Annotated in this window: 20 protein-coding genes and 2 tRNA genes; all 22 read right to left on the bottom strand. The window is 52.2% G+C overall.

The window, feature by feature from the left end:
* Position 1: 1 nt before the first annotated feature.
* Positions 2 to 1,327 carry a hemolysin family protein gene (locus tag P156_RS0102160; RefSeq protein ID WP_027868740.1) on the bottom strand — a complete coding sequence of 442 codons (1,326 nt, stop codon included), beginning with the start codon at positions 1,325 to 1,327 and terminating at the stop codon, positions 2 to 4.
* Positions 1,327 to 2,571 (bottom strand): U32 family peptidase, encoded by a 1,245-nt coding sequence (locus tag P156_RS0102155; RefSeq protein WP_027868739.1) that lies wholly within the window; start codon positions 2,569 to 2,571, stop codon positions 1,327 to 1,329. The genes P156_RS0102160 and P156_RS0102155 overlap by 1 nt, the downstream gene beginning before the upstream one ends.
* Complete coding sequence (locus P156_RS11210; protein ID WP_051600531.1) at positions 2,531 to 3,226, bottom strand: O-methyltransferase; 696 nt, start codon at positions 3,224 to 3,226, stop codon at positions 2,531 to 2,533. The genes P156_RS0102155 and P156_RS11210 overlap by 41 nt, the downstream gene beginning before the upstream one ends.
* Positions 3,226 to 4,338, bottom strand: a complete 1,113-nt coding sequence (gene mltG / locus P156_RS11205) for an endolytic transglycosylase MltG (protein WP_051600529.1) — start codon at positions 4,336 to 4,338, stop codon at positions 3,226 to 3,228. Before mltG ends, P156_RS11210 begins: the two co-directional genes overlap by 1 nt.
* A gap of 106 nt (positions 4,339 to 4,444) precedes the next feature.
* A complete protein-coding gene (gene efp, locus P156_RS0102140) occupies positions 4,445 to 5,005 on the bottom strand; it encodes an elongation factor P (RefSeq protein ID WP_027868738.1) in 561 nt (186 codons plus the stop codon).
* A gap of 64 nt (positions 5,006 to 5,069) precedes the next feature.
* On the bottom strand, positions 5,070 to 5,408 hold the full coding sequence (locus P156_RS0102135; RefSeq protein WP_027868737.1) for a YlbF family regulator: 339 nt from the start codon (positions 5,406 to 5,408) through the stop codon (positions 5,070 to 5,072).
* Between the two features lie 12 nt (positions 5,409 to 5,420).
* A complete protein-coding gene (locus tag P156_RS0102130) occupies positions 5,421 to 7,400 on the bottom strand; it encodes a ribonuclease J (RefSeq protein ID WP_242838684.1) in 1,980 nt (659 codons plus the stop codon).
* A gap of 12 nt (positions 7,401 to 7,412) precedes the next feature.
* Positions 7,413 to 9,887 (bottom strand): leucine--tRNA ligase, encoded by a 2,475-nt coding sequence (gene leuS / locus P156_RS0102125; protein ID WP_027868735.1) that lies wholly within the window; start codon positions 9,885 to 9,887, stop codon positions 7,413 to 7,415.
* A 6-nt stretch (positions 9,888 to 9,893) separates the two neighbouring features.
* Positions 9,894 to 10,238 carry a ribosome silencing factor gene (rsfS, locus tag P156_RS0102120; protein ID WP_027868734.1) on the bottom strand — a complete coding sequence of 115 codons (345 nt, stop codon included), beginning with the start codon at positions 10,236 to 10,238 and terminating at the stop codon, positions 9,894 to 9,896.
* On the bottom strand, positions 10,228 to 10,818 hold the full coding sequence (gene yqeK, locus P156_RS0102115; RefSeq protein ID WP_034802091.1) for a bis(5'-nucleosyl)-tetraphosphatase (symmetrical) YqeK: 591 nt from the start codon (positions 10,816 to 10,818) through the stop codon (positions 10,228 to 10,230). Before yqeK ends, rsfS begins: the two co-directional genes overlap by 11 nt.
* Complete coding sequence (gene nadD, locus P156_RS0102110) at positions 10,796 to 11,398, bottom strand: nicotinate (nicotinamide) nucleotide adenylyltransferase (protein WP_027868732.1); 603 nt, start codon at positions 11,396 to 11,398, stop codon at positions 10,796 to 10,798. The genes yqeK and nadD overlap by 23 nt, the downstream gene beginning before the upstream one ends.
* Entirely contained in the window at positions 11,391 to 13,166 is a 1,776-nt protein-coding gene (gene aspS / locus P156_RS0102105; RefSeq protein WP_027868731.1) for an aspartate--tRNA ligase, read from the bottom strand. Before aspS ends, nadD begins: the two co-directional genes overlap by 8 nt.
* Positions 13,167 to 13,184: 18 nt before the next feature.
* A complete protein-coding gene (hisS, locus tag P156_RS0102100; RefSeq protein WP_027868730.1) occupies positions 13,185 to 14,435 on the bottom strand; it encodes a histidine--tRNA ligase in 1,251 nt (416 codons plus the stop codon).
* A gap of 4 nt (positions 14,436 to 14,439) precedes the next feature.
* A complete protein-coding gene (gene hemZ / locus P156_RS0102095; RefSeq protein WP_034802088.1) occupies positions 14,440 to 15,810 on the bottom strand; it encodes a coproporphyrinogen dehydrogenase HemZ in 1,371 nt (456 codons plus the stop codon).
* The gene (locus P156_RS0102090) at positions 15,800 to 16,420 is read right to left on the bottom strand and encodes an MBL fold metallo-hydrolase (RefSeq protein WP_027868728.1); all 621 of its coding nucleotides are present in this window, start codon (positions 16,418 to 16,420) and stop codon (positions 15,800 to 15,802) included. The genes hemZ and P156_RS0102090 overlap by 11 nt, the downstream gene beginning before the upstream one ends.
* Before the next feature lie 14 nt (positions 16,421 to 16,434).
* The gene (locus P156_RS0102085; protein WP_027868727.1) at positions 16,435 to 18,633 is read right to left on the bottom strand and encodes a bifunctional (p)ppGpp synthetase/guanosine-3',5'-bis(diphosphate) 3'-pyrophosphohydrolase; all 2,199 of its coding nucleotides are present in this window, start codon (positions 18,631 to 18,633) and stop codon (positions 16,435 to 16,437) included.
* 27 nt (positions 18,634 to 18,660) lie between these two features.
* Positions 18,661 to 21,069, bottom strand: a complete 2,409-nt coding sequence (gene secD, locus P156_RS11200; protein ID WP_242838683.1) for a protein translocase subunit SecD — start codon at positions 21,067 to 21,069, stop codon at positions 18,661 to 18,663.
* A gap of 160 nt (positions 21,070 to 21,229) precedes the next feature.
* Positions 21,230 to 21,667, bottom strand: a complete 438-nt coding sequence (gene yajC, locus P156_RS13055) for a preprotein translocase subunit YajC (RefSeq protein ID WP_242838682.1) — start codon at positions 21,665 to 21,667, stop codon at positions 21,230 to 21,232.
* Positions 21,668 to 21,713: 46 nt separating this feature from the next.
* Positions 21,714 to 21,800 (bottom strand) — tRNA-Leu (locus P156_RS0102070).
* Positions 21,801 to 21,836: 36 nt separating this feature from the next.
* Positions 21,837 to 21,919 (bottom strand) — tRNA-Leu (locus P156_RS0102065).
* 194 nt (positions 21,920 to 22,113) lie between these two features.
* Positions 22,114 to 22,704 (bottom strand): dephospho-CoA kinase, encoded by a 591-nt coding sequence (gene coaE / locus P156_RS0102060; protein WP_027868726.1) that lies wholly within the window; start codon positions 22,702 to 22,704, stop codon positions 22,114 to 22,116.
* A gap of 2 nt (positions 22,705 to 22,706) precedes the next feature.
* Positions 22,707 to 25,373, bottom strand: coding sequence for a DNA polymerase I (gene polA, locus P156_RS0102055; protein ID WP_027868725.1), 2,667 nt, complete (start codon positions 25,371 to 25,373; stop codon positions 22,707 to 22,709).
* Positions 25,374 to 25,395: the final 22 nt, after the last annotated feature.

Below are 25,395 nucleotides of genomic sequence, written 5' to 3'. Positions count from 1 at the left end.
GTCAGTGACTTTCTCTCCCTCGTTCTTCACCGTTACCGGACTGTTCATCCTCCTCCGGCTCTATGTGCATCTTGATCTTCTCAATACGTCTTTCCTTCACGGACAGGATCGTAAAACTGTATTTTCCGTATTCGATGGTCTGTCTGACATACCCATCTCCTGGGATTTCGCCCAGAATATCTATAATGAACCCACCAATGGTCTCACTGGTGTCTGATTCCAGATCCGTTCCAAGTTCTTCGTTGAGGTCGTCAAGATCTACGTTACCGTCAACCAGATAGTCTCCGGTAGACAGACGCTCGATCACCTCATTCTCTTCATCATACTCGTCGTCGATATCTCCCACGATCTCTTCGACAATGTCTTCCATAGTGACGATCCCACTGAATCCACCGTATTCGTCGATCAGGATGGCGATATGCTGCTTCTCCTGCTGCAATTCGATGAAGAGCGTGTTGATCTTCTTGGTCTCCGGTACAAAGTATGGTTTCCGAAGTATGGAACGTATATCCACCTTGTCAAACCCATCCTGCCAGGCCTTGATCAGGTAATCCTTGATATGAAGGGTACCGATGATGTTGTCGCTGTCTCCCTCACACACAGGCATTCTGGTGTAGCGCATTTCCATCAACTGGTCAATGTATTCCTCTGGCGAATCCTCGATATCGATCATGAACACATCGGTACGAGGCGTCATGATCTCGTAAGCCAGCTCATCGTCAAACTCGAAGATACTGCCAATCATTCTCTTTCCTTCTTCCATGAGGGCGCCGTTCTGCTGCCCTACCTCAAGTATGGACATGATCTCGTCCTCGGAATACTCCTCCTCACTGACGTTAGTCTCCTGTCCAAACAGTTTAAGGAAGATATTGGCAACGAACATCATAGAGCCCGTAAAGGGGCTTAGCAATGTGCCGAGGAACAGCTGTATCCCGGCAAACCGTCTGGCAATAGGAAGCGCATGTTGCCTGGCCAGTTTCCGCGGAAACATCTCTGCCATAGAGATAAGCACAAAAACATATAACAGCACCACGATCCACGGACTCACCGGCAAAGGCATATCAAATATACACAGCAATCCGGTGAACACCAACAGATAGTTAAGAAGCCGGTTGCAATACCGATAGCGCGAAGGCTTCTCCACGAGGATGCGTAGATTCTCGGCGCGTTTGTCCTCCCGGTCTTCCTCGGCCATCTGTCGGACCTTTGTTCTTCCCACGCTTTCCATGGCCGTATTACTCAGGGCGACAATACCGCTGAGTATGATGGTGATGACGATAATGGTGATCTGCCACGATATAGGCAGATTGCCAGGGTCAGCTGACATTATTTCCTCAACTCCTTTTCGGTCTTCTTGCGGAGCATACAGAAAGGACTGACTTTCTGCTCCACTCTGATCTTCAGTTTCTGCTGGGGATGCGGCGCTGCCTCCAAAGGCGCGCCAGTCTCCGCATCGTACATTTCTGTTAATACCTGCGAGAACCCGTCCATATTCGGACCGAACAGCTCGATCTTCTCTCCCAGGACCATCTTATTCCGCTGCTCCACCTCCGCAAGACCGGTAGCAGGGTCGTACCCCGTCACGAGCCCTACAAATGAATAGTCCTTGATGTACTTGCTGGTTTCATAGTTCTGGGAATCTCCAACGGCTTTGCCGTAGTAGAATCCCGTAGTGAATGCCCGATGACTTGCCTTCTCCAGTTCCTGCATCCATTCCTCCCGGAACACATAGCCTTCCGGATCCGCATAAAAGGCATCGATGGCCTGCCGGTAGGCATGGACGATGGTAGCAACATAGTAGATGCTCTTCATCCTGCCTTCGATCTTGGCGCTGCCGATCCCCGCCTGTACCAGATCCGGAATATGCCGAATCATGCACAGATCCTTGGAATTCATGATGTAAGTGCCTCGTTCGTCCTCCTCTACAGGAAAGTACTCTCCGGGCCGCTGCTCTTCCATAAGCGCGTAGCGGTAACGACATGGATGTGCACAGGCTCCGCGGTTAGCGTCCCGGCCTGTCATGTAATTGGACAGAAGACACCGCCCTGAGTAAGAGATGCACATGGCACCGTGCACAAAGCTTTCCAACTCCATCTCCTCCGGTATCTCCGTTCGGATCTTCCGGATCTCTTCCAGTGAGAGTTCCCTGGCCAGCACAAGTCGTCTGACCCCCAGATCGTACCAGAACCTGGCAGTCACGTAGTTGGTCATGTTCGCCTGTGTGGACAAATGGATCTCCGCCTCCGGAATGATCTCCTTCAGAAGGGACATAACTCCGGGATCAGATACCAGAAAAGCATCGATCTTCAGGGAACGGATCTCCTCCAGATATGCCTTCAGCGGAGCGATATCCTCGTTGTGGGCGTAGATGTTCAGGGTGAGATAGCAACGACGTCCCTTCTCGTGAGCGAAGTCGATCCCCTCCCGCATCTCCTCAATGGTCAGATTGCCTGCCCCAGCGCGGAGGCTGAAGGCTTCACCTCCAAAATATACTGCATCCGCGCCATAGAGGATTGCAATTTTCAGTTTTTCAAGGTCGCCGGCCGGAGCCAGCAGTTCGATTTTGTTCATGTGTTCTTATTTCCGTTATCGCAAGACCGTCCCCCACCGGGAGCAGTGTAGTCATCATGTTCTCTTCTGTGAGTACGTAGTCCAGGTACTCCCGCATCTTCCGTACGTTGGTCAGATGTTTTCGTCTGGGATCCGCCGCTTCTGCCACTGTCATGCCGTGAATCAGGATGTTATCTGCCACTATCAGAGCTTCCGAGGCGATCACGGCCAATGCACTGTCCAGAAAACGCCGGTAATGGCTTTTTCCTGCGTCCAGAAACACGAGATCGAACCCGTTGATCCCTTTGTCACGCAGCTTGTCGATCTCCTCCGCACCATCTCCCAAAAGGCTGTGGATCCTGTGATCCAGTCCTGCCGCTTGGATATTAGCTCTGGCGCTCCGGAACACCTGTGGATCCTGCTCGATGGTGTACACCTCTGCCTCCGGACAAGATAGGGCGAAAAACATGGCTGAATAGCCGATGGCTGTCCCTACTTCCAGAATCCTGGAAGGTCTTTTCATCCGAAGGAGCATCCCAAGTACCGACTCCGTATCTCTCATAATGATGGGCACCAGAGCGCGTTCCCCCTGCTGCCGCAAAGACAGGAGCATGGGATGCGGTGGCTGGTAACTGCTCAGAAAAAAATCCCGTATCTCCTTATCTACGATATCCATCAATCCTTCTCCGCGGCATCTCTGGCAGCGTAGTAAGCATCCTTATCCTTCAGGAACTGGTCATAGTCCTTGGAAAATGCCATGGAATCGTCCAGTTTGTCACTGAGGATGAAGTAAAGATACTTCGTGTTCGCAGGATTCAGTGCCGCCTCGATGGAAGCCTTTCCGGGACTGCAAATGGGTCCCGGAGGAAGTCCCGGATTCTTATAAGTGTTGTATTCAGAATCCACCTCGATATCCTCGTAGGTCAGGTCCTTCTTGCGCTCCTTGTCAAAGCTTCGTACATACTGCACGGTGGAATCCATCTGAAGGGGCATATCGATCTTCAGCCGGTTGTAGATCACGCTGGCGACTTTTTCTCTGTCCTTATCCACAGCTGCTTCCTTCTCGATGATGGAGGCCACGATGATGATATCATTCAACGAGTAACCCATCTTCTCGGCTCGTGTCTTCTGGTCATCTCCGATCACCTCCTGGAAACGGTCCAGCATGGCACGGATGATCGTTTCGTTGTCAGCGCCCACCGTCACTGTGTAGGTATCTGGAAACAGAAACCCCTCCAGATAATGCTTGTTCTTCTGGGCCCCTTTCAGGAAACTGTACTCCTTTCGAAACTTGCCATTCTCCAGGGTGTTGATGAATTCCTGTTCCTCTGCGATCTTGTTCTTGGCCAGACGCTCGGCAGTTTCATATTCTGTGAAACCCTCTGGGATGGTGAAGGATGTCGTATTGGTCTTCCCTTCCTTCAGGATCGTAGCGATCTCATCGTTGGTCATGGAAGGAGATAATGCGTATACACCTGCCTGATATAACCCGTCGTATTTCTTGTAGACGGTGAAGAACTTGAACACGGTAGCATCATTCACGATCCCCTTCTCTTCCAGCAGATCGCCGATAGAATCTGTGGTAGATCCAGGTTCCACTTCCACGGTCACTTTCTTGGTAGCATCCGGATCCATGCAGGCGCCACCGAGGCTCTTGGCGTAGATGATCAGACCAAAGGACATGACAAGCATCACGGCAAGAACCAGCATCACGATCCGCGTTTTCAGACCGATGCTGGCAAAGAAGCCGGTATTGTCATTTTCCATCATTCTATTCTGTTTACTCATATAGTTTCTCCAATACTACAAACAGGGGCATAGAAAATGCCCCTGTGTTGAGTTTCCAAACTTTAATTGACAAGGTTCGGGGCCATCTTGTAAAAAAGATGGTATATTACTTGGATCTTCCAAGGTACTCACCGGATCTGGTATCGATCTGGATGCGCTCTCCTGTCTCGATGAAGATAGGCACCTGGATCACGGCACCGGTCTCCACAGTGGCTGCCTTGGTGACGTTGGTGGCGGTATCGCCCTTCACGCCCGGCTCACAGTCAATGACTTCCAGATCAACGAAGTTCGGCGCTTCCACCTGGAACGGGGAACCGTTGTAGAACTTGATGGTAGCCACATCGTTCTCTCTAAGGTATTTCATAGCCTCTTCCACGTCCTCATGACTGATGGGCACCTGTTCGAAGGTTTCCTGATCCATGAAGTAGTACAACTCACCGTCGTTATACAGATACTGCATCTGCTTGGTGTCGATGTGCGCCTTCGGGAACTTGTCACTGGGGTTGAAGGCCTCTTCCTTGATGGCTCCGGTCAGAATGTTCTTATGTTTGGTTCTGACAAAAGCAGCGCCCTTACCCGGCTTGACATGCTGGAAATCGATAACGACATGTGGATCCCCATTCATCTCAAAGGTGATACCTTTTCTGAAATCTCCTGCTGTGATCATATCTCTGTCTCTCTTTCAATTCTGTAATACGTTATATCCTCTAAACATATCTATTGTACCACAATCAGAATGGATTGCCAATACCCATTGCATCTCCGAGGATCTTATAGACATCTGCCATCATGACGGAGAAACGCATCTGCGCCTGCAGATACTGGGCGGCCAGAGGGTCCTTCATGACCACTGCATATAGATCGGACATCTGCTGCTGCATATTCTCTGCCGACATCTCCCCTGTCATTTGTTTTGCCTGAAACTCCATCTGTTTGCGTTCGTAATCCTTGATCATCCCATTCAGATCAGGATTGGCCTCTACCCTCTTCCGGAGTTCATCGAACTGACGGAACTCCTCCGATGCCTTAATGGCTGCGGCGAGACCATGAGCCTGCTCATATACGTTCATAGAATCTCCTTTCTATGCTTCCAAAAATATAGGAAGGATCACCGGGCTTCGCTTGGTCTCACTGAAGATAAACCTGCGCATATCGTCCCGGACATTGCTCTTCAGAGAATTGAAATCCCGGCTTCCGCTGTTCAGGTGGTGCTCGATGGAATTCTGCGCTCTATCCCGTATGCGCTCCACCAGCGCCTCATGCTCCTTCATGTACACAAAACCGCGGCTGACGATTTCCGGTCCGGATAGGAGCAACCCGGCTCTTCTGTCCACGGAAGCGGCGATGATGATAAGGCCGGACTCGGACAATTGTTTCCGGTCCTTCAGAACCACACTTCCGATGTCACCAACGCCCAGTCCATCTACCATGATATCTTCAGCGCTGATGACATGGCTGAACTGGATGGCTTTCTTTCGGTCAAGGGTCAACTGATCGCCGTTCTCCAAAACGAAGATGTTATCTTTCTTCATGCCCAGTTCCATAGCGAGCTGTGCGTGGCGGATCAGGTGTCTGTGTTCACCGTGCACCGGCATAAAGAACCTTGGTTTGATCAGAGAATGGATCAGTTTCAGTTCTTCCTGACAGGCGTGGCCGGATACGTGGATATCCGCAATGTCGTTGTAGATCACCTCCACGTCCTTTTCATACAGACGGTTTACAACATTGGTCACGCTCTTTTCGTTACCGGGTACCGGCGTGGAAGAAAGGATAACCATGTCCCCCTTCTTGAGTTTTACGTTTCGGTGCTCTCCGGAAGCGATTCTGGAGAGTGCGGACATCGGTTCTCCCTGGCTTCCTGTGGTAATGATGACCAGTTCCTTGTCCGGAACACTGTTCGCCTTGTTGAGCTCCACATAGGCATTCTTTGGGAAATGCAGGTACCCTAGCTCGATGGCCAGGTTGACCACATTTTCCATGGATCTGCCCGACACTGTAAACCTCCTGCCGTGCTTGATCGCCAGTTCTATGATCTTTTGGACCCTGTGTACGTTTGAAGAGAAAGTCGCGATGATGATACGCTTCCTGGCATTTTCAAAGATCTTGTCCAGAGTCTCTCCTACCACTTTCTCTGAAGGTGTGAACCCGGGACGGAGCACATTGGTGCTGTCCGCCATCAGAAGATCTACGCCACGCCCTCCGATCTCTGCCAGCTTGCTGAAATCAATAGGTTCTCCATCCACTGGAGTATAGTCGATCTTGAAATCTCCCGTGTGGAAGACTCTGGCTGCCGGTGTCTCGATACAGAGGCAGATCGCATCCGCGATAGAATGTGTGGTTCGGATGGCCTCGACATTAAAGTAGCCCACCTTGAAGGATTCTCCGGCGCTGATCGGCCGCAGATCTCCCTTCAGTCCGTGCTCCTCCAGTTTGTGCTTGATCAGCCCCAGTGGCAGCTTTGTGCCATAGATCGGTGCTTTGATCTTCTTCAGCAGATAGGGCACGCCGCCGATGTGGTCCTCATGTCCATGGGTAATGATGACACCCATGACTTTCTTGGCGTTCTCTACGATATAAGTATAGTCCGGAATCACTACATCGATCCCGTACATCTCGTCTTCAGGGAAAGACATGCCGCAGTCGATGATCAGGATCTGATTCCTGTATTCAAGCGCAGTCATGTTCTTTCCGATTTCGTTCAGTCCCCCGATGGGGAAGATCTTCAGGTTATCGGCCTTTTTCTTGGAGGAAGACTTTTTCTGAGGCGCCTTTTTCTTCTGTGGCGCTGGTGCATGGGTCCTCCTCTCCTGCGCATGCCCCTCAGTCTGCTTGGACATGCCCATGAGGAACGGTGGCTTCTTAGATGAGGTGCGTTTACGCTCCTTCAGCCCCAGTTCCTTCCCCAGCGCGATGGTATCATTCAGGATCAGGCCGGACCCTGTCTCACCGCCTCTGTGTGTTGTTTTCTTTTGCCCTGCGGGTTTGTTTCTCCCCCTCAGAACACCGGAAGAAGGCGCTCTCCTTCTGGGCGCCTTTCCGGAACCATGATTGTTATCTCTCATTCATAAATCCCCTTACTTGACGACAAAGTTTACAAGCTTTCCGGGAACCACGATGGTCTTTACGACATTCTTACCTGCAAGCAGCTCGCCGACCTCCTCACTTCCGGTCACTGCTGCCTCCAGCTCATCCTTTGACAAACCGCTGGGTACGCTGAGTCTTTCCTTCAGTTTCCCATTGATCTGCACGATGATGGTGATCTCATCCTTGACCAGTGCGCTTTCGTCACAGACCGGCCAGGCGACCTTGACCAGGGACTCCTCGTGTCCCAGTGCCTTCCACATCTCCTCGCAGATATGGGGGGTGAAGGGTGCCAGCATCGTCACCAGTTCTGTGATGGCATGCCGCATCAGAGGTACATTGATCTCCTTCTGTTTATTATACCGATACATTTCATTGACCAGTTCCATAATGGCACTGATGGCGGTATTGAAGTTAAAACGTCCACTGATATCGCTCGTAACTCTCTTGATCGTCTCATTCAACTTGTAATTTAACTTTTTGTCTTCGTCACCGCGGATCTGGAACTTCTCTTCGCCAATCGCTCCGTTTGCAGCAACAAAGTCATAAACAAGCCTCCATACGCGACCGAGGAAACGGTAGCTTCCTTCTACGCCGGCATCGCTCCAGTCGAGTTCCTTTTCCGGCGGTGCAGCGAACAGGATGAACAGACGCGCTGTATCTGCTCCATACTTGTCTATAATCTCCTCCGGGCTTACCACGTTACCCAGAGATTTACTCATCTTGTGACCATCCTTGTTGACCATTCCCTGTGTCAACAGGTTGGCAAAGGGCTCTTCATCCCGAACCAGGCCGAGATCATGCAGAGCCATCTGGAAGAAACGGGCATACATCAGGTGCAGGATCGCATGTTCTACACCACCGATGTACTGATCCACGTTCATCCAATAATCAGTCTTCTCCCTGGCAAAGGCTTCCTTCTCGTTCTTTGGATCACAGTAGCGCAGGAAGTACCAGGAAGAATCCAGGAAGGTGTCCATGGTATCCATCTCCCGCTTGGCTTTCTTGCCGCAGCGCGGGCATGTACAATCTGCAAAGGTAGCCGAGGTGGTCAACGGAGACTCTCCCTTTCCGGTAAACTCCACATCAGTGGGCAACAATACCGGCAGGTTCTCTTCTTTCTCAGGCACCCATCCACACTCCTGGCAATAGATCATCGGGATCGGTGTCCCCCAGTATCTCTGACGGGAGATCAGCCAGTCACGAAGTTTGTAGTTGACTTTCTTCTCGCCAATTCCTTCCGATGCCAGCCACTCGATCATCGCCGGAATCGCTTCCCGGTTGTTCATACCGGTAAACTTACCGGAGTTGATCATGGTCCCTTCTGCCGCAAAGGCCTCCTTCAGATCGTTCACATCGATAGAGGGATCCTCGGTATCGACGACCGGGATGATCTCCAGATCGAATTTCTTTGCAAAATCAAAGTCTCGCTGGTCATGAGCAGGAACAGCCATGATAGCTCCTGTTCCATATCCCATGAGAACGTAATCGGAAATGAAAATGGGAACTTCCTTCCCGTTGACGGGGTTGACAGCGTTCTTTCCGATATAGACACCGGTCTTCTCGTTCGTGGTGGAAGTACGCTCGATCTCGTTCATGTGCTGACAGCGATCAATGTATTCCTTTACAGGCTGCTCATATTCCGTTCCCTCTACCAACTGCAGCACATATGGATGCTCCGGTGCCATGACCATATAGGTACACCCGAACAGGGTATCTGCTCTGGTGGTGTAGACTTCCAGTTCCAAATCGGTCTCTGCGATCTGGAAACGGATGTTGGCACCGTGGGACTTGCCGATCCAGTTCTCCTGCATGGTCTTCACCTTGCTCGGCCAGCCCTCCAGCTGATCCAGGTTTGCCAACAGTCTGTCTGCATAATCGGTGATCTTGAAATACCACTGGGAGAGGTTCTTCTTTCCTACAGGGGTGTGGCAGCGCTCGCAGCAACCATCCACAACCTGCTCATTGGCCAGCACAGTCTGGCAGCTCGGGCACCAGTTGACTGGGTTTTCTTTCTTGTAAGCCAGTCCCTTCTTGAAGAACTGGATGAAGATCCACTGCATCCACTTGTAGTACTCCGGGTTACAGGTCTGCACTTCTCGGTTCCAGTCATAAGAGAGGCCAAGCTGCTTCAACTGGGCTTCCATCTCATGGATGTTGTCCCAGGTCCATGTGGACGGTTCAACACCGTGCTTGATTGCGGCATTTTCTGCCGGAAGTCCGAAGGAGTCAAACCCCATGGGATGAAGGACGTTATATCCCTGCATGGTCTTGAATCTTGCCACTACATCGCCGATGGAGTAGTTACGCACATGTCCCATGTGCAGTTTTCCTGAGGGATATGGAAACATTTCCAGAACATAGTATTTCTCCTTATCTGGATTTTCAACTGTCCGGAAACTATCATTCTCCTCCCAGTATTTCTGCCATTTCGCTTCGATTTTCTTAAATTCGTATCTTTCGTCCATCGATCCTTACTCCTCAAATTCAATAAATGTACAGTCTCCCCAGATATTCTCCAGGTTATAACGCTCCCGGAGTTCTGGATTGAATATGTTCACGATCACATCACCGTAATCCATCAGGATCCATCCGGAATTATGCTTTCCTGCGATGCTCTTGGGCGTGATCCCGTTCTCTTCAAATGCGTCCTCTACCGCATCGGACAATGCTCCCACCTGTCGGTCGGAACCGCCGCTGGCGATGATCAGGTAATCCGCAAAGGATGATTTCTCGGCGACATCGATGAGTTTGATGTCAATGCCTTTCTTCTTGCTGAGCGTTGTGGCAGCCAGCAATGCCATTTCTTTATTTTCCATGATCTTTCTTCTCCAATATTCCTCTGAAATAGTCTGCCGCTTTCAGGGTGTCCGGATCGATGTCCGCAGGCCCCATCCCCTGTTCCTCCAGATGACGAATCGTCCCTGTCAGCGATCGGTAGCACCCGAGGTCCAGACTATCTTCCGTGACCCGGCGAAGCTCCTCTACACCGGGATAATCCCTGTTGGGTTCTATGGCATCTGCCAGAAAAACGACCTTCTCAAGGACTGACATACCGGCTCGTCCCGTGGTATGGTAGCTGACAGCGTTCAGGATATCCCTGTCTTCGATCCCGAACAATTCTGGGAGCATCTGTTCCGCCAGTTTCCCGTGAGAGAGATTGGCGTTCCCCAGATACCGGGCTTTGTCCAGGCCGAGTTCTGTGACCATGCGATCCAGCTCCTCTACCGGCACACCGCGGTATATGTCATGGCAGAGCGCAGCGATCTCGGCTTTCGCCTCGTCTGCACCATATCTGCGGGCCAATTCCATCGCTGTATCCCGCACCCCTTCTGTATGTTTACGCCGTTTCTCGGACATATGCGCATCAAGATACTCAATGATAGATGCCGTGTTCATAGATGTAATCCCCCACCTCCTCGGGAACCAGGTGCCGGATGTCTTTTCCTTCATGAATCATTTTTTTGATCTCCGTGGAAGAAACATCCACCAGCTTGTTGTGGAGCACGCGGATCTCCGTCCGGTAGGTGTCCATGAAGTAGCGAATCTTCTCGTCCACCTCAAGCAGATCATACCCAGGCCGCGGCGCCAGCACAAAATCGTATTCCCTGAGCAGGTCCTTTCCCTTGTACCAGTCCTCCAGACTGAGCAGGGAGTCGGCTCCCATTATAAACCATAGGCGTGCTCCCGGATACTGTTTTCCCAGAGCCTTCATGGTCTTGTAGGTATAGGAAACCCTCCTGGCATCTGTCTCGATGGTCGTCACATCCAACTTATCGTAGTGTGCCGCCACGCAGCGCACCATGTTGATCCTATCCGCCTCTGCCGCCATTTTTCGTCCTACCTTGAAAGGACTGACTTTGGCAGGCATCAACAGGATCCGGTCGAACCCGAGTTCATTCAGCGCTGCTTCCGCAATGGAAAGATGCCCCAGATGGAATGGGTCGAAGGTGCCTCCCAATACACCGATGTTATTCATCACAAAGCCCGATGCCAAGTTCCGCCAGCTGTGCTGTATCGACTGCATTCGGCGCATCGCTTACCATGCACTGGGCGTTTTGGTTCTTCGGGAAGGCCATGACTTCTCGGATGCTGGACTCGCCGGCCAGGAGCATGACCATGCGGTCCAGGCCGTAGGCGATACCACCGTGCGGCGGAGTTCCATAGCGGAACGCTTCCAGCAGGAACCCGAATTTCTTCTGACTCTCTTCCTTGGAGATGCCAAGGATATCGAACATCTTGGCCTGAAGCTCGCTATCATGGATACGGATGCTCCCACCGCCCAGTTCTACTCCGTTGAGTACGATGTCGTAGGCGTCTGCCTTGACGGACAGCGGATCGGTATCCAGCATGGGGATATCCTCCTCCTTTGGATGGGTGAATGGATGGTGCATGGCTTTCATGGTGCCATCCTCGTCGTCCATCTCAAACATCGGGAAATCGACCACCCACAGCAAGTTGAACTGTTTGTTGTCCAGCAGTCCCAACAGCCCTGCGATATGTCTGCGCAGGAAACCGAGGCTGTCGAACACGACCTTTGGCTTATCGGCCACGATCAGGATCAGATCCCCCGCCTGGGCATCAAACACCTCTGTGATCTCTGCCAGCTGCTCCGGGGCAAAGAACTTGTTGACGGAGGACTTGTATCCATCCTCTTCCTTACGGATCCAGATCACTCCCTTGGCTCCATACGCCTTGGTCTGCTCCGTCAATTTGTCTATGTCCTTGCGGCTGAACGCCTTGCTGCCGCCGTCGATGCAGATGCCTCTGACATCCCCGCCGTTATCCAGGGCATTGCGGAACACCATGAACTCTGTGTCCTTCACGCAGGGAATCTGGTTCAGACACTTCAATTCAAATCCGAATCTCGTATCCGGTTTGTCGGAACCATAGCGTTCCATGGCCTCGTCCCAGGTCAGCCTTGGAAGAGGCAGCTGGATCTCCACACCCATCACCTCGCGGAAGAGTGTGGCAAGATAACCTTCCTGAATGGCCAGAACGTCATCCACATCCACGAAAGACATCTCCATGTCGATCTGGGTGAACTCAGGCTGTCTGTCTGCCCTCAGGTCTTCATCACGGAAGCACTTGACGATCTGGATATACCGGTCTGTCCCACCTACCATCAGAAGCTGCTTGAACAGCTGAGGCGACTGGGGCAGCGCATAGAACTGCCCGCGGTTCACCCGGCTGGGCACCAGATAGTCTCTGGCCCCTTCCGGGGTGGATCTGACCAGCATCGGCGTCTCCACCTCGGTAAAGCCATTCTGGTCAAAATAGTCACGGGTCACTTTGGCGATCCTGTGACGGAAACTCAGGTTCCTCTGCATCTTCAGTTTCCGAAGGTCGAGATAACGGTATTTAAGACGAAGGTTGTCGTCCACATTATCATCGTCCTTGATGTAGATCGGCGGGGTCTCCGCTTTGGAGTAGATCACCAGCTTCTCCACCAGGATCTCAATGTCTCCGGTCGGCAGATCCGGGTTCTTGGCCGAACGTTCCCTTACCGTGCCAGCCGCACCGATCACGTATTCCCCTCGCAGGGTCTGTGCCAAACTGAACACATCCTCCGGAACCCCCTCGTCGAACGTGAGCTGCACGATCCCTGTCTTATCTCTCAGGTCGGCAAATATGATGCCTCCCTTATCCCGCTGTTTGGCGATCCAGCCGTTCAGCACGACCTTCTCTCCAGCATTCTCTGCTCTCAGAACGCCGCACATGTGCGTCCTTTTTAATAACTGTGCCATACTACCCTCTTCTTCCGTTTATTTTAGCGCCTCAACGATCTCTTTCAGAGGCACTTCTCTCTGCTCGTGCTTGTCCATATCCTTCAGCTGGACAACACCACGCGCCAACTCGTCTTCTCCGATGACAATGGTGTTCTTCGCCTTTAGTCTGGAAGCATACTTAAACTGGCCCTTGACATTCCTCGACAGATCGTCCATCTGCGCGCTAATGCCTTCCTTGTGGAGTTCTCTAAGAAGTTTAAGACCGGCTGCTCTTGCAGCATCACCCATGGTGACGATGAATGCGTTCACCGATTCCGGCTCCGGGATCTCCACACCGTTAGCATCCATCAGCATCAGCAGTCTCTCGATGCCCAGTCCGAATCCAATGCCCGGAATCGGAGGTCCACCCAGTTCCTCACAAAGGTTGTCGTATCTTCCTCCACCACACACGGTTCCCTGTGCGCCGATGTTGTTGGAAACAAACTCAAAAGCGGTCTTGGTGTAATAATCAAGTCCTCTGACAATGCGCGGGTTCACCACGAAATCGATGCCCATGGCAGTCAGGTTCTCCTTCAACTCATCGAAGGCCTTCTGACAATCATCACAGAGGTAATCCAGCATCTCAGGCGCATCCTTGACGATCGCCTGGTCCTCATCGGATTTGCAATCCAGAATACGCATGGGGTTGCGCTCAAATCTGTCCTTGCACGTATCACAGAGCTCATCGTAGTGAGGACGCAGAAAATCCTGAAGCGCCTTCTTGTAGTTGGCACGGCATGTGGGACATCCAACACTGTTGATCTCCAGTGTAGTATCTTTGATCCCCATCTCTTCCAGGAAATCGTGACCGATGCTGATGACATCAGCGTCTGCCAGCATGTTTCCGGACCCAAAGATTTCTACGCCGAACTGATGGAACTCTCTCAATCTTCCGGACTGCGGCTTCTCATAGCGGAAGCAGGGAGTCACGTAGTAGATCTTGGTAGGCTGCACCTCTGCGTAGAGCTTGTGCTCCGTAAATGCCCTCACTGCCGGCGCGGTTCCTTCCGGCTTCAGGGTAAGGCTTCTGCCGCCGTGATCGTTGAAGGTGTACATCTCCTTCTGCACGATGTCTGTGGTGTCTCCAACGCCGCGGTTGATCAGTTCCGTGTGCTCAAAGATCGGTGTTCTGATCTCGCGGAACCCATAACGACTGCAGATGTCGGCGAATTTCTTCTCTACATAGTGCCATCTGTAAACCTGCTCTGGCAATACGTCTTTTGTGCCCTTTGGCGCATTGGTTAACATTGTTTTACCTCCATAGTTTATTTTCTTTACGCTGACACATCTCCTCGATGCGAGCGATATATTCTTGATAATTGGTCACGTTGGGAATCCGCTCCAGGCGGTTGGTCTGCGGATAGTAACGTTTGGTGATACCTCCCGCCCCCAGTGCAATGATGGTCTGGTGCTCATCCATGATCCGCACATTGTAGAGGTTGTCGGTCTCTCCCAGACAATACCCCACGTTCTCATAGTACCCGGCCATGTGCTTCTGTCGGTAGAGATAATAAGGCACAAAGCTTTGTGCGCGGAGCATGTCTCTGGAGACAGCCAGCATCTCCGACACTGTGGACGCTGCCTTGAAATGGTACTCCTGGTCGATGTTTCGCAGCCGCGAAGCTCTTTTCACCGCAAGCGTATGGACCGTCACATTGTTCGCCCCCATAGCCAGTACCCGCTCCAGCGTTTCCCGAAAATCCTCCGGGTTCTCGCCGGGAAGTCCCGCGATCACATCTGCGTTGATTACCTGGAATCCTTTCTGTCCGGCCATTTGAAAGGCACGCTCAATATCCTCTGGCGTATGGGATCTTCCGATGGCATCCAGTGTCTTCTGGTGCATGGACTGAGGATTGATACTGATCCGTGAGACACCGTGATGCCGAAGTACGTCCAGTTTGTCCTCCGTGATCGTATCCGGCCGGCCGGCCTCCACTGTGAATTCTCTGCATGAGTCCACATCCAGGGCTTGCCTCAATTTCTTCAGCAATGAATCAAGCTGCGTAGCCTCCAGAGTTGTGGGTGTTCCTCCACCAATATAGATAGATTCAGGGAACAGTCCGTTCTCCCGCATCCTCTGCCCGGTGTACTCGATCTCCCGGTGAAGCGCCGGAAGATATCGCTGAATCTCCTGAGGAGGCACCTGGTTGGATGCGAAGGAACAGTAGACGCATCGGGTCGGACAAAACGGAATGCCTACATAGATACCAACGGAATTATCCGCCGGTTTACCGAAAACTCGTTTCTGTCTATTATAGACATCGACAATCAGAGAGGCCTTCTCTTCGGAAAGGTAGTAGTCCTCCATGAAAACGCGTTTCGTCTCCTCCGGAGAGTTGCCTCTCTCCATCATCTCTCCCGCCAGTTTCACGGGGCGCACTCCAGTCAGGATGCCCCAGTCCGGTGCAGATCCCTTCCGTGCACGAAGCGTTCGGAAGATCTCTCGCTTGATCTCGTCCTTGTCGGTATGCCCTGCCAGGTTGATGTGAATAGCCTGGTCCTTGCGGAATCCATCCTCCGGCAGAAGTATATATTCTTCCTTGGAATAGAACTCGTCGATGAGTTCCACCAGGATCTGTTTCTTTTCGAAATCGTGAATCTTGATCTTAAGTTTATCTGACAAAAGGATTGTTCTCCTTCTCAAAGCCTATCGTTGTCTGCTCTGTATGGCCGGAAAGTACGATGGTATCGTCCGGTAGCACAAACAGCCGCTTACGAATGGACTCGATGATCTGCGGGAAACTCCCCCCGTAGAAGTCCGTTCTTCCGATTGAACACCGGAACAGTGTATCGCCACTGAAGCAGTATCCATGTGCCAGGATACACATCCCACCGATGGTATGGCCGGGAGTATGGAGGAAAGTAAGTTCCATATCCCCAACCTTGAGATGCTCGTTGTCCCCAACGTATTTATCGATGCTCACCGTAATCTCCCTGCCAAAGAGCTCTCTGGAGGAGTTCAGGTTGGGATCCGTAAACATAGGAGCCTCTGCCGCAAAGCCCACGGTGATCGCATGCGGCGCCACTTCCTTCAGTGCGTCGATGCCTCCGATATGGTCGCCGTGGCCATGGGTCAGCAGGATGTACTGCACGTCTATATGCTCGTCTCTGATCTTGTCATTCAACTGGCGGCTGGGTCCTCCCGGATCCACCACAAAGCCGATGTTGTTGTCATCGTAGGCCAGATAGGTGTTCACCATGATCGGGCCGGTTACGTATCTGTAGATTTTCATCTTGGTTTCCTCTGTCATGATCTGGCGCGGAAGACATGTGTCACGCCCTCAACGTTCCGCAACGTGCGAAGGATCTTCTGCAGCTGCTGAGTACTGTTCAACATGAGTGTCAGGGTGATGAGCATGTCCCCCTTCTTTTCATGGGTGGTATTGACACCTTCGATCATCACGTCCTGATCATCACAGGCTCTTGAGATCGCAGAGAACAGGCCCTTACGATCGTTGCACTGCAGGACGATGTCAGCCGCATAGGACTTGTCCGCGGAAAGATCCTCCCATTCTACTTCAATCAGACGGCTCTTCTCCTGCTCGGGAAGCGCAGTGATGTTGGAGCAGTCCACGCGATGCACAGAAATGCCTCGTCCCTTAGTGATGAATCCGATGATGTCATCGCCAGGTACCGGATTGCAGCACCTGGAGATCCGAATCATCAGGTTGGAAGCCCCCTTCACGATGACGCCGGGATTGTCCTGATTACGGTAACTGGATTTCTTGTCTCTGGAAGCAGAGTGCAGGAATTCTTCTTCCTTTCTCTGCTGTTTTTTCTGTTCTTCCTGTTGTTCGTTGTTGAAGTAATCGATAAGCTGGTTCGCAAACCTGCTCAGCGTAGTTCCGCCCTGGGCGATCTGGGTGTACATCTCGTCCATGTTATTGAACTTGAGTTCCTTGATGGCCGCATTCAGGAACTTGCTCTTGGCTACCTGCTGCGGATCCATGCCTTTCTTCCGGATGTACTTGTCCAGCGCTTCCTTTCCTTTGGCGACATCGTCCCCCTTGTTCTGGCGCTTGAGCCACTGCCGAATCTTGTTCCTGGCGGTTGAACTCTTGGCGATTTTCAGCCAGTCCACGCTGGGTCCGGAAGAATTGGCGGAGGTGACGATCTCAACAATGTCACCATTGTGAAGCGTATGGTCGATGGTGACCATCTTCCCGTTCACCTTGGCCCCTACACAGCGACATCCCACATCCGTGTGGATCTTGAAGGCAAAGTCCAGCGGAGTGGATCCTGCCGGCAAGTCGATGACCTCCCCCCGTGGCGTCAGGACAAACACCTGAGAGGAAAAAAGGTCCATCTTCAGGGTCTCCATGAACTCCCTGGGATCGTTGAGATCCTTCTGCCACTCCAGCGTCTGCCGGAGCCAGGCGAGTTTCATTTCCTCCTTATTCTGTATTCCACTCTGATCGCCTTCCTTGTATTTCCAGTGGGCTGCGATACCGTATTCTGCGATCCGGTGCATCTCGTAGGTCCGGATCTGGATCTCGAAGGGTTCACCGGTATCTCCCAGCACGGTCGTGTGCAGCGACTGGTACATGTTTGGCTTGGGCATTGCGATATAATCCTTGAACCTGCCCGGGATCGGCTTCCACATGGTATGGACCTGTCCCAATACCGCATAGCAGTCGCGAACGTTGTCCACGATGATGCGGATCGCGGTCAGGTCGAAGATCTCATCAAGTTCCTTGTTCTGCAGGACCATCTTCTTGTAGACGCTGTAGAGGTGTTTAGATCTGCCGTAGATGTCGTAGTGCATGCTCATGCTATCCAGCGCATCCCGAATCTCTTCTATGACATCCTCAATGAACCTCTCTCGCTGTTCTTTCTTCTCGGTGACTTCTTTCTTGAGTTTCTCGTAGACCTGAGGTTCCAGATATTGGAGAGAGATATCCTCCAATTCAAACTTGACGGTGTAGATTCCCAGTCGGCTGGCCAGTGGTGCGTAAATATCCAGAGTCTCCTTGGACTTCTCGATGATCTTGGGCGGACTCATAAACTCGATGGTCCGCATGTTGTGCAGCCTGTCTGCCAGTTTGATGATGAGGACCCGGATGTCCTTGGACATAGCCAGGAACATCTTGCGCAGGGTCTCCGCCTGAGCCTCTTCCTTGCTGTCAAATTTCAGGGTCCCCAGTTTGGTGACTCCATCCACCAGGAGCGCTACTTCCTCTCCAAAATCGTCTACGAGCATCTCCCGAGTGTATTCCGTGTCCTCTACGACATCATGCAAAAGCCCCCCCACCAGCGTTTCTTCATCCATCCCCAGTTGGGCAAGGATGACGGCAACGGCTATCGGATGGATCAGATAAGGCTCGCCACTCTTACGCAACTGTCCCTCATGAAGAGATTTCGCCTTATCATACGCCCTTCCGATCAGTGTGGTATCGTACTCCTTATATTGTTGTATCTCTTTCAGAAACTGAGATTTTGTCTTCATTCGGAATACTCCCTGCGATGGTCAATTCTATCTGGTCTTCTTGCCTTTTTTCTTTTTCTTACTCTTGCTTCCACCTGTTCCCTTCTTCTTGGGTTCTTTCTTTGGTGTCTGTTCCTCAGTAGCCTCAGCCTTTGACGGAATCTCATTTCCGTTCTCAAGCGCAGCTTTTCCTTCCTTTGCGTCCTTCAGGAGTCTTGCATCCTCCTGGGTGTTTCTGGCTTTCTTGGCAGCCTTCTTGGACTCGATCCTCTTGCGAGCCTTCTCCTGTTGCTCATACCTGGACAACTCCAGTTTCTTGTTGAACTCATAGTAGAGCGGGCTGCACAGGCAGATGGAGGAATAGGTTCCTACCAGCACACCGACGATCAGTGGAACGACGAAGGCAGCCAGCTGGCTGGAGACCATGATCATCAGCGGAATCGTTGCCACCAGTGTGGTCATGGAGGTCATGACCGAACGATCGATGGTCTGGTTGATACTCTTGTTCAGAAGCTCCATGATTGGCTTCCCTCTGTAAAGCCTGCTGTTCTCTCTGACACGGTCGAACACAACGATGGTATCGTTGATCGAGTATCCAACGACTGTCAGGATCGCTGCAATGAACGGGTTATTCACTGTCATGCCAAAGATGGCGTATACGGAGATCAGTATCAGCACATCGTGCAGGATACCGCCTACCGCTGCTACACCATACCGCCAGGTCTTGAACCGGAGGATGATGTAGATCAGCATGAAGAAGGCAGCGATCAGGATGGATTTCACTGCGTTTGTCTTCAGTTCGTTTCCGATGGTCGGCCCGAACTCCTCGGAAGACATGACCGCGCTGTCATCCAGACCATAGGCCTTCTGGATGGCCTTCTGGACCTCATCCCGTTTATCTGCGTTCAGCGCCTTGGTAGTCTTGATCATGACCTGTTTGTGTTCAGAACCGGAGTAGACGATGTCAGCATCCAGGTCGAAACTCTCGATGGTCTTCTCTACCTGAGAGATAGGCACTTCCTTACCCAGATCCATCTGGATCATGGTTCCGCCGGTGAAGTCGATACCGTAGTTAAATCCCTTCACGCAGAACATGGCGATACCAACGATGATGATCACGCCACTGATAGTGTAGAAGAGCTTCCTCTTCTCGATGAAGTGAAGTTCCTTCTTAATGAGTTTCTTCGGTGTTCCGTCTGCCTTGCATCCGAAGAATCCGAACTTGGCCCGAGGGCTGTCGGCTAACAGACGCACAAAGATCTGCGTGATGACAACAGCTGTAAAGATACTGATGATTACGGAGATCATCAGGGTAACCGCAAATCCCTTGACGGTAGTGGATCCCATCTCATACAGGACAACCGTGGCGATCAGCGTAGTGATCTGCGCATCTAATACAGTGACCAACGCGTTTCTGGAGCCCTGGTCCACCGCCACACGGATAGACCTTCCAAGCCCGATCTCTTCCTTGATTCGGGAGAATATGATGACATTGGCATCAACAGCCATACCGATACCAAGGATGATACCTGCGATACCCGGCAGTGTCAGCACGGCGCCCATACCTGCCATGATCCAGAGAACCAGCATGGTGTACAGAAGCAGAGCGATGTCCGCAAACAGACCCAGCAGGTTGTACATAAGGATCATGAGCAGAAATACCAGCAGCAGTCCGACGCCACCTGCTACGATGCTCTTATCAAGTGCATTGGCACCGATGGACGCGGTCTGCACGGAGGATTCTACCTCCTCCAGAGAAACAGGCAGTGCGCCGCCTCTGATCAGCGCGGCTTCCTCTGTCGCCTGCTCCTTGGAATACCCTCCTGCTCCTGAGGTGATCTCACAGGAGTTTCCGATGATCTGTTGCTTACAGGTAGGCGCGGTCAGCACCTTGTCGTCCAGCCAGATGACCACAGCAGTGGGCTCGACCAGACTACCGTTCTCATCCTGCACAGTAGGAGAGACCTTACCGGACGCTGCGATCTTGGTAGCCTCCGCGAACTTGTCCTGCCCGGCGGTGGTAAACTTGAGGGTGATCTTGTAGCCGCCGTTCTCCGTATCGGTCTCTGCGGCTGCATCCTTGATATCATCACCTGTCAGATACTCCGTCCCATCCGCAAGAGTGAATCGAAGCTTGGCTGTCTCACCGATCCTGTTGATGGCATCCTTGGCGTCCTTGACGCCTGGCATCTCGATGCGGAGACGGTTGTCTCCCTCGATGCTTACGGTCGCCTCAGAGACACCCATGGCGTTGACACGCTTCTCCAGGACCTGCTTGGTCTGTTCCATGGTTTCCTTAAGAGTTGAACCCTTCTGGTTGCCGGTCTGCGCTTCCATGACGACGTACACACCGCCATCGATATCCAGTCCGTATTTCAGGCTGTCCTTCAGGTTATCCACGGGACCGAGCCCCATCACAGACACATACGCACCAAAAGCGATAACCAGAATGATCAAAATGCTAAGTACTTTTGTCAGTTGTGATTTCATAATAACTTACACCTTCCATAAAATATCATACTGCATAATATTCTACTACTTTTTCCCCTGTTTTTCAAGGAATTTACAAAGAAAAACACACATGGCCCATAAACCATGTGTGTCGTCTCGCTGTCGCTTATTTCTCTTCCTCGAACGGATTGGAATCGTCTTTCTTCTCTGCCTTCTCCTCGGTCTCGACCTTCCGCAGTCTCTTCGGTCCGGACTTGCGGTTCTTCACCTCTACCTCAGCATCCTCCTCCAGCGAAGAGTCGATATCTGCACCGCTCTTCTTGCTCTTGGATGTAACGGAAGAGATGGACCACCGCATCACCTCGAACTTGACCTTATCAGCGCCAACCTGCAGGATCAGGGAATCGTCCTTGGTCTTCACGATCTTTCCACAGATCCCGCCGATGGTCACTACCTCATCGCCGACGCGCAGAGAGTTTCTCATCTCATTGATAGACTTCTCCTTCTTCTTCTGCGGTCTGATCAGCATGAAATACATCAGGATGATGAATGCGACCAGGATCAACATCTGCGGAACCAATCCCATAGCTCCATTACTTGCCATCAAAACACTTCCCATGCTCTTAGTCCTCCATTGGTTATTCTCAATATGGTGCCGGCGATGGGGGTCGAACCCATACGGTGTTGCCACCACGGGATTTTGAATCCCGCACGTCTGCCAATTCCATCACGCCGGCGTATCCTATCACCGGGAAACCCCGAAAAAAAAGAAATGGTGCGGCTGACTGGACTCGAACCAGCACGGTTGCCCACACGCCCCTCAAGCGTGCGCGTCTACCAATTCCGCCACAGCCGCATATCATTTCTGAGTGCAGTATGTTTTCCAAAAACGACTGCACTACTACTATAAACAAAAAAGGCGGATTTGTCAAACAGAAAATGGAAATTTAGAGAAATTTTTTGGTTTCGTCAGTTTGATCTCATAGTATCCGCAACCTCGTTCATAACACTCAGCATACCGCCAGTGATGGCATTCAGAAATACGAGTAATTATTCTGATTGTGCCAACAGTTCGTCCAGCTGCGCCAGAAGTTCCGCCATTCCCCTGCTGTTGTCGATCACAACAGCAGAACGACTGCGTTTCTCTTCCTCTGGCATCTGGCTGGCGATCCGTACCAGTACGTCCTCTCGCGTGCAGTGCTCCCGCGCCATGACCCGGTCGATCCTGGTCTCCTGCCTGGCTGTCACGAACCATATCTCGTCGCAGAGTTTCCATGCATCAGTCTCAAAGAGAAGTGGCACGTCCAAAAAGACCGTGCCGGAGGGCTTTGTGCGAAAAGCCTCGGCTCTCTCCGTCACGATCTCCAGCACCCGGTCGGTGATGATCCGTTCCAGCCGTGCTTTCTTCTCAGGATCCGCGAACACGATAGCCGCTGTTTTCCTGCGATCCAAAGCGCCGTCTGGGGTGAGGATCTCTCCCCCAAAGGCCGCTGCCAGTTCTGAGAGCACCGGACTCCCCTTTTCCGTCAGGCTGCGAGAGATGGCATCCGCATCCACCACCTCGTAGCCTCTGTCTCTGATATAGGAAGACACCGTCGACTTACCGGCCCCGATACCTCCTGTGATTCCAATGATCTTCATGTTCAGTCCTTCAGTTCATACCAGGTCGTCCCCTGGTTCATATCACACGTCAACTTCACTGCCAGATCCGCTGCGCTTTCCATGTTGCGGATCAGCAGTTCCTTCACCTGCTCCAGTTCTTCCGGAACGGCGTTGATGATGAGTTCATCGTGGATCTGAAGGATCAGCCGGGAACGCATTCCCCTCTCCTCCAGCTCGTAATAGACCTTGTTCATGGCGATCTTGATGATGTCCGCAGCCGTTCCCTGGATGGGGCTGTTCATTGCAAGGCGCTCTCCCAACTGACGTGTCATGAAATTGGAGGCCTTGATCTCGTTGATGTAGCGCCGCCGGCCGAACACTGTGGTCGTGAATCCATGCTCCCGTGCAAAAGCGATCTGCCCGTCCATATAGGCCTTCACCGCAGGATGCTTGGAAAAGTAGTCCCGGATGTAGCTATCCGCTTCCTTGCGGGTGATATGCAGGTTCTCCGACAGTCCAAAACTGCTCATGCCGTAGATCACGCCAAAATTAACCGCCTTGGCCTTGCTTCTGTCCAGCGAAGTCACCTGGTCGTAAGGGAGACCAAACACTCTGGAAGCAGTCATACGGTGGATGTCATCTCCATGGTTAAAGGCTTCGATCAGGTTCTCGTCACCGGATAGATGAGCCAGGATCCGAAGCTCGATCTGAGAATAGTCGGCACCGATCAGAATCGCCCCTTCATCGCTGGCAAAGGCCTTCCGGAGCTCTCTTCCCTCCTCCGTACGTACAGGGATGTTCTGCAGGTTCGGTTCGGTGCAGCTCAGGCGTCCTGTGGCCGCCACCGTCTGCTGGAAATGGGCGTGGATACGTCCATTCTGGTCAATCAGAGGACGCAGTCCCTCCACATAGGTACTGTAGAGTTTGGTGATGGTCCTGTACTCCAGAATGCGATCGATGATGGGATGCTTATCTGCGATCTTCTTCAGGATATCTGCGCTGGTGCTGTAACCACGCTTGGTCTTCTTGCCGGCGGGCAGTCCAAGCTTCTCAAACAGGATCGGGCCCAGTTGAGTCGGTGAATTGATGTTGAAGGTCTCCCCTGCCAGCTCATAGATATCTTGCTGGATCTGATCGATGTTGGCGGTCAGTTTCCGGCCGATCTCCTCAAGCATGCCCCCGTCCACCCGGATGCCGACATGTTCCATGTCCGCCAGCACACGGATCAGCGGAAACTCGATCTCTCTGCATACGAAATCTGACTCTGCCTGAACAAGCTGCTTCTCCTGCCGGGCTCTCAGCGCGTCAGAGACGACACACCAGTGAAGTCCGTAGTTTGCGTAGGCGCTGTGATCGGTGCCGAACAAAGTCGTCTGCCCTGCGTCCTCGAGAAACTCCTTCTGGGAGGGAATCTCGTGGCGGAGCATGTCCAGTGCCATAACCTTGATATCGTAGCTGGAGCGGGCAGGATCCAGGACATATGCAGCCACCTGGGAATCGAAGGCCGTTGTAAAGGTTCGGATGCCCTCTGCCAGCAACATATAGTAGTCCGCTGCCAGATCGTGTCCCTGCAAGCGGAAGTGTTTCTCGTTCATGAGCTCTGTAATAGGCGCCCTCGTGCTCTCGTTCTCCACCAGGTACCAACAGGTATTCCTGTGGAGAATGGCAATCCCGTCTATCCGTGCTCCCGCCACATGGTCATCGCTTCCGAACACCTTGATAGTGATGGTTTCTCCATCGGACAATTTCCGAAGAGCATCAAGCGCTTCTGCTGTTTCGATGATCTCAACAGAATATGCTCCCATATCCAGTTCGTCTGAAGCAGAATCGATTTCCACGCCATCATGTTTCAGGCGCTTCAGAAAACTGTTGAACTCCAGTCTGGTGTAGATCCCTACCAGGGCCTCATAGTTGGGTTCCTGTACCCGGAAGGAAGCAAGATCCATCTCAAGCGGCACATATCGGTTGATGGTGGCCAGGCGTTTGCTCATAATAGCCAGCTGGATGTTTTCCTCCACCTTCTGACGCAGCTTGGCCGCCTTGATCTGATCGGTACCGGCGACCAGTGCCTCAATGCTGCCGAATTGTTTCAATAGCTTGATCCCTGTCTTCTCCCCAACCCCCGGGATGCCGGGGATATTGTCCGAGGAGTCTCCCATGAGACCCTTCAGGTCGATGAACTGCTCCGGCGTAAGTTCGTAGCGTTCGATCATTTTGCTCCGGTCATACAGATCAAATTCAGAGATTCCCTTACGGGTAATGAGCACCTTGGTGGTATCTGACGTCAACTGCAACGCATCCTTGTCGCCGGTAATGATCAGCGGAGACAGCCCCTCCTCCTCCGCGATCCTGGAAAGGGTACCGATGATGTCGTCCGCCTCAAATCCTTCGATCTCAAGATTGGCGATGTGCATGGCGTCCATGATTTCCTTAACAATGGGAAACTCCATGGCCAGTTCAGGCGGCATCTTCCGTCGACCTGCCTTGTATGCATCGTATTCCTTGTGACGGAAGGTGGGCGCTTTCATATCCCAGGCAACCGCCATGTAGTCCGGACCGTAATCCTCCATGATCTTGTTGATCATGTTCATGAACCCGAAGATCCCCTGGGTGTACACTCCGTCCCTGGTGATCATAGGCCGCTGCATCGCATAGTACGCCCGGTTCAGTAAGCTGTTCCCGTCTATGATAATGATCCGCTTCGCCATGTACTGCCTCTTTTCTATCCGT

This window comes from Eubacterium sp. AB3007, assembly GCF_000688015.1.
Taxonomy (GTDB): Bacteria; Bacillota; Clostridia; order Peptostreptococcales; family Anaerovoracaceae; genus Aminicella.
This window is presented reverse-complemented; position numbering and strand designations above follow the sequence as displayed.

Excerpts from the sequence above, each read along its gene's own strand:
- P156_RS0102160 (WP_027868740.1), bottom strand. The coding sequence starts at position 1,327 with ATGTCAGCTGACCCTGGCAATCTGCCTATATCGTGGCAGATCACCATT.
- P156_RS0102155 (WP_027868739.1), bottom strand. The coding sequence starts at position 2,571 with ATGAACAAAATCGAACTGCTGGCTCCGGCCGGCGACCTTGAAAAACTG.
- P156_RS11210 (WP_051600531.1), bottom strand. The coding sequence starts at position 3,226 with ATGGATATCGTAGATAAGGAGATACGGGATTTTTTTCTGAGCAGTTAC.
- mltG (WP_051600529.1), bottom strand. The coding sequence starts at position 4,338 with ATGAGTAAACAGAATAGAATGATGGAAAATGACAATACCGGCTTCTTT.
- efp (WP_027868738.1), bottom strand. The coding sequence starts at position 5,005 with ATGATCACAGCAGGAGATTTCAGAAAAGGTATCACCTTTGAGATGAAT.
- P156_RS0102135 (WP_027868737.1), bottom strand. The coding sequence starts at position 5,408 with ATGAACGTATATGAGCAGGCTCATGGTCTCGCCGCAGCCATTAAGGCA.
- P156_RS0102130 (WP_242838684.1), bottom strand. The coding sequence starts at position 7,400 with ATGAGAGATAACAATCATGGTTCCGGAAAGGCGCCCAGAAGGAGAGCG.
- leuS (WP_027868735.1), bottom strand. The coding sequence starts at position 9,887 with ATGGACGAAAGATACGAATTTAAGAAAATCGAAGCGAAATGGCAGAAA.
- rsfS (WP_027868734.1), bottom strand. The coding sequence starts at position 10,238 with ATGGAAAATAAAGAAATGGCATTGCTGGCTGCCACAACGCTCAGCAAG.
- yqeK (WP_034802091.1), bottom strand. The coding sequence starts at position 10,818 with ATGAACACGGCATCTATCATTGAGTATCTTGATGCGCATATGTCCGAG.
- nadD (WP_027868732.1), bottom strand. The coding sequence starts at position 11,398 with ATGAATAACATCGGTGTATTGGGAGGCACCTTCGACCCATTCCATCTG.
- aspS (WP_027868731.1), bottom strand. The coding sequence starts at position 13,166 with ATGGCACAGTTATTAAAAAGGACGCACATGTGCGGCGTTCTGAGAGCA.
- hisS (WP_027868730.1), bottom strand. The coding sequence starts at position 14,435 with ATGTTAACCAATGCGCCAAAGGGCACAAAAGACGTATTGCCAGAGCAG.
- P156_RS0102090 (WP_027868728.1), bottom strand. The coding sequence starts at position 16,420 with ATGAAAATCTACAGATACGTAACCGGCCCGATCATGGTGAACACCTAT.
- P156_RS0102085 (WP_027868727.1), bottom strand. The coding sequence starts at position 18,633 with ATGAAGACAAAATCTCAGTTTCTGAAAGAGATACAACAATATAAGGAG.
- yajC (WP_242838682.1), bottom strand. The coding sequence starts at position 21,667 with ATGGCAAGTAATGGAGCTATGGGATTGGTTCCGCAGATGTTGATCCTG.
- coaE (WP_027868726.1), bottom strand. The coding sequence starts at position 22,704 with ATGAAGATCATTGGAATCACAGGAGGTATCGGGGCCGGTAAGTCGACG.
- polA (WP_027868725.1), bottom strand. The coding sequence starts at position 25,373 with ATGGCGAAGCGGATCATTATCATAGACGGGAACAGCTTACTGAACCGG.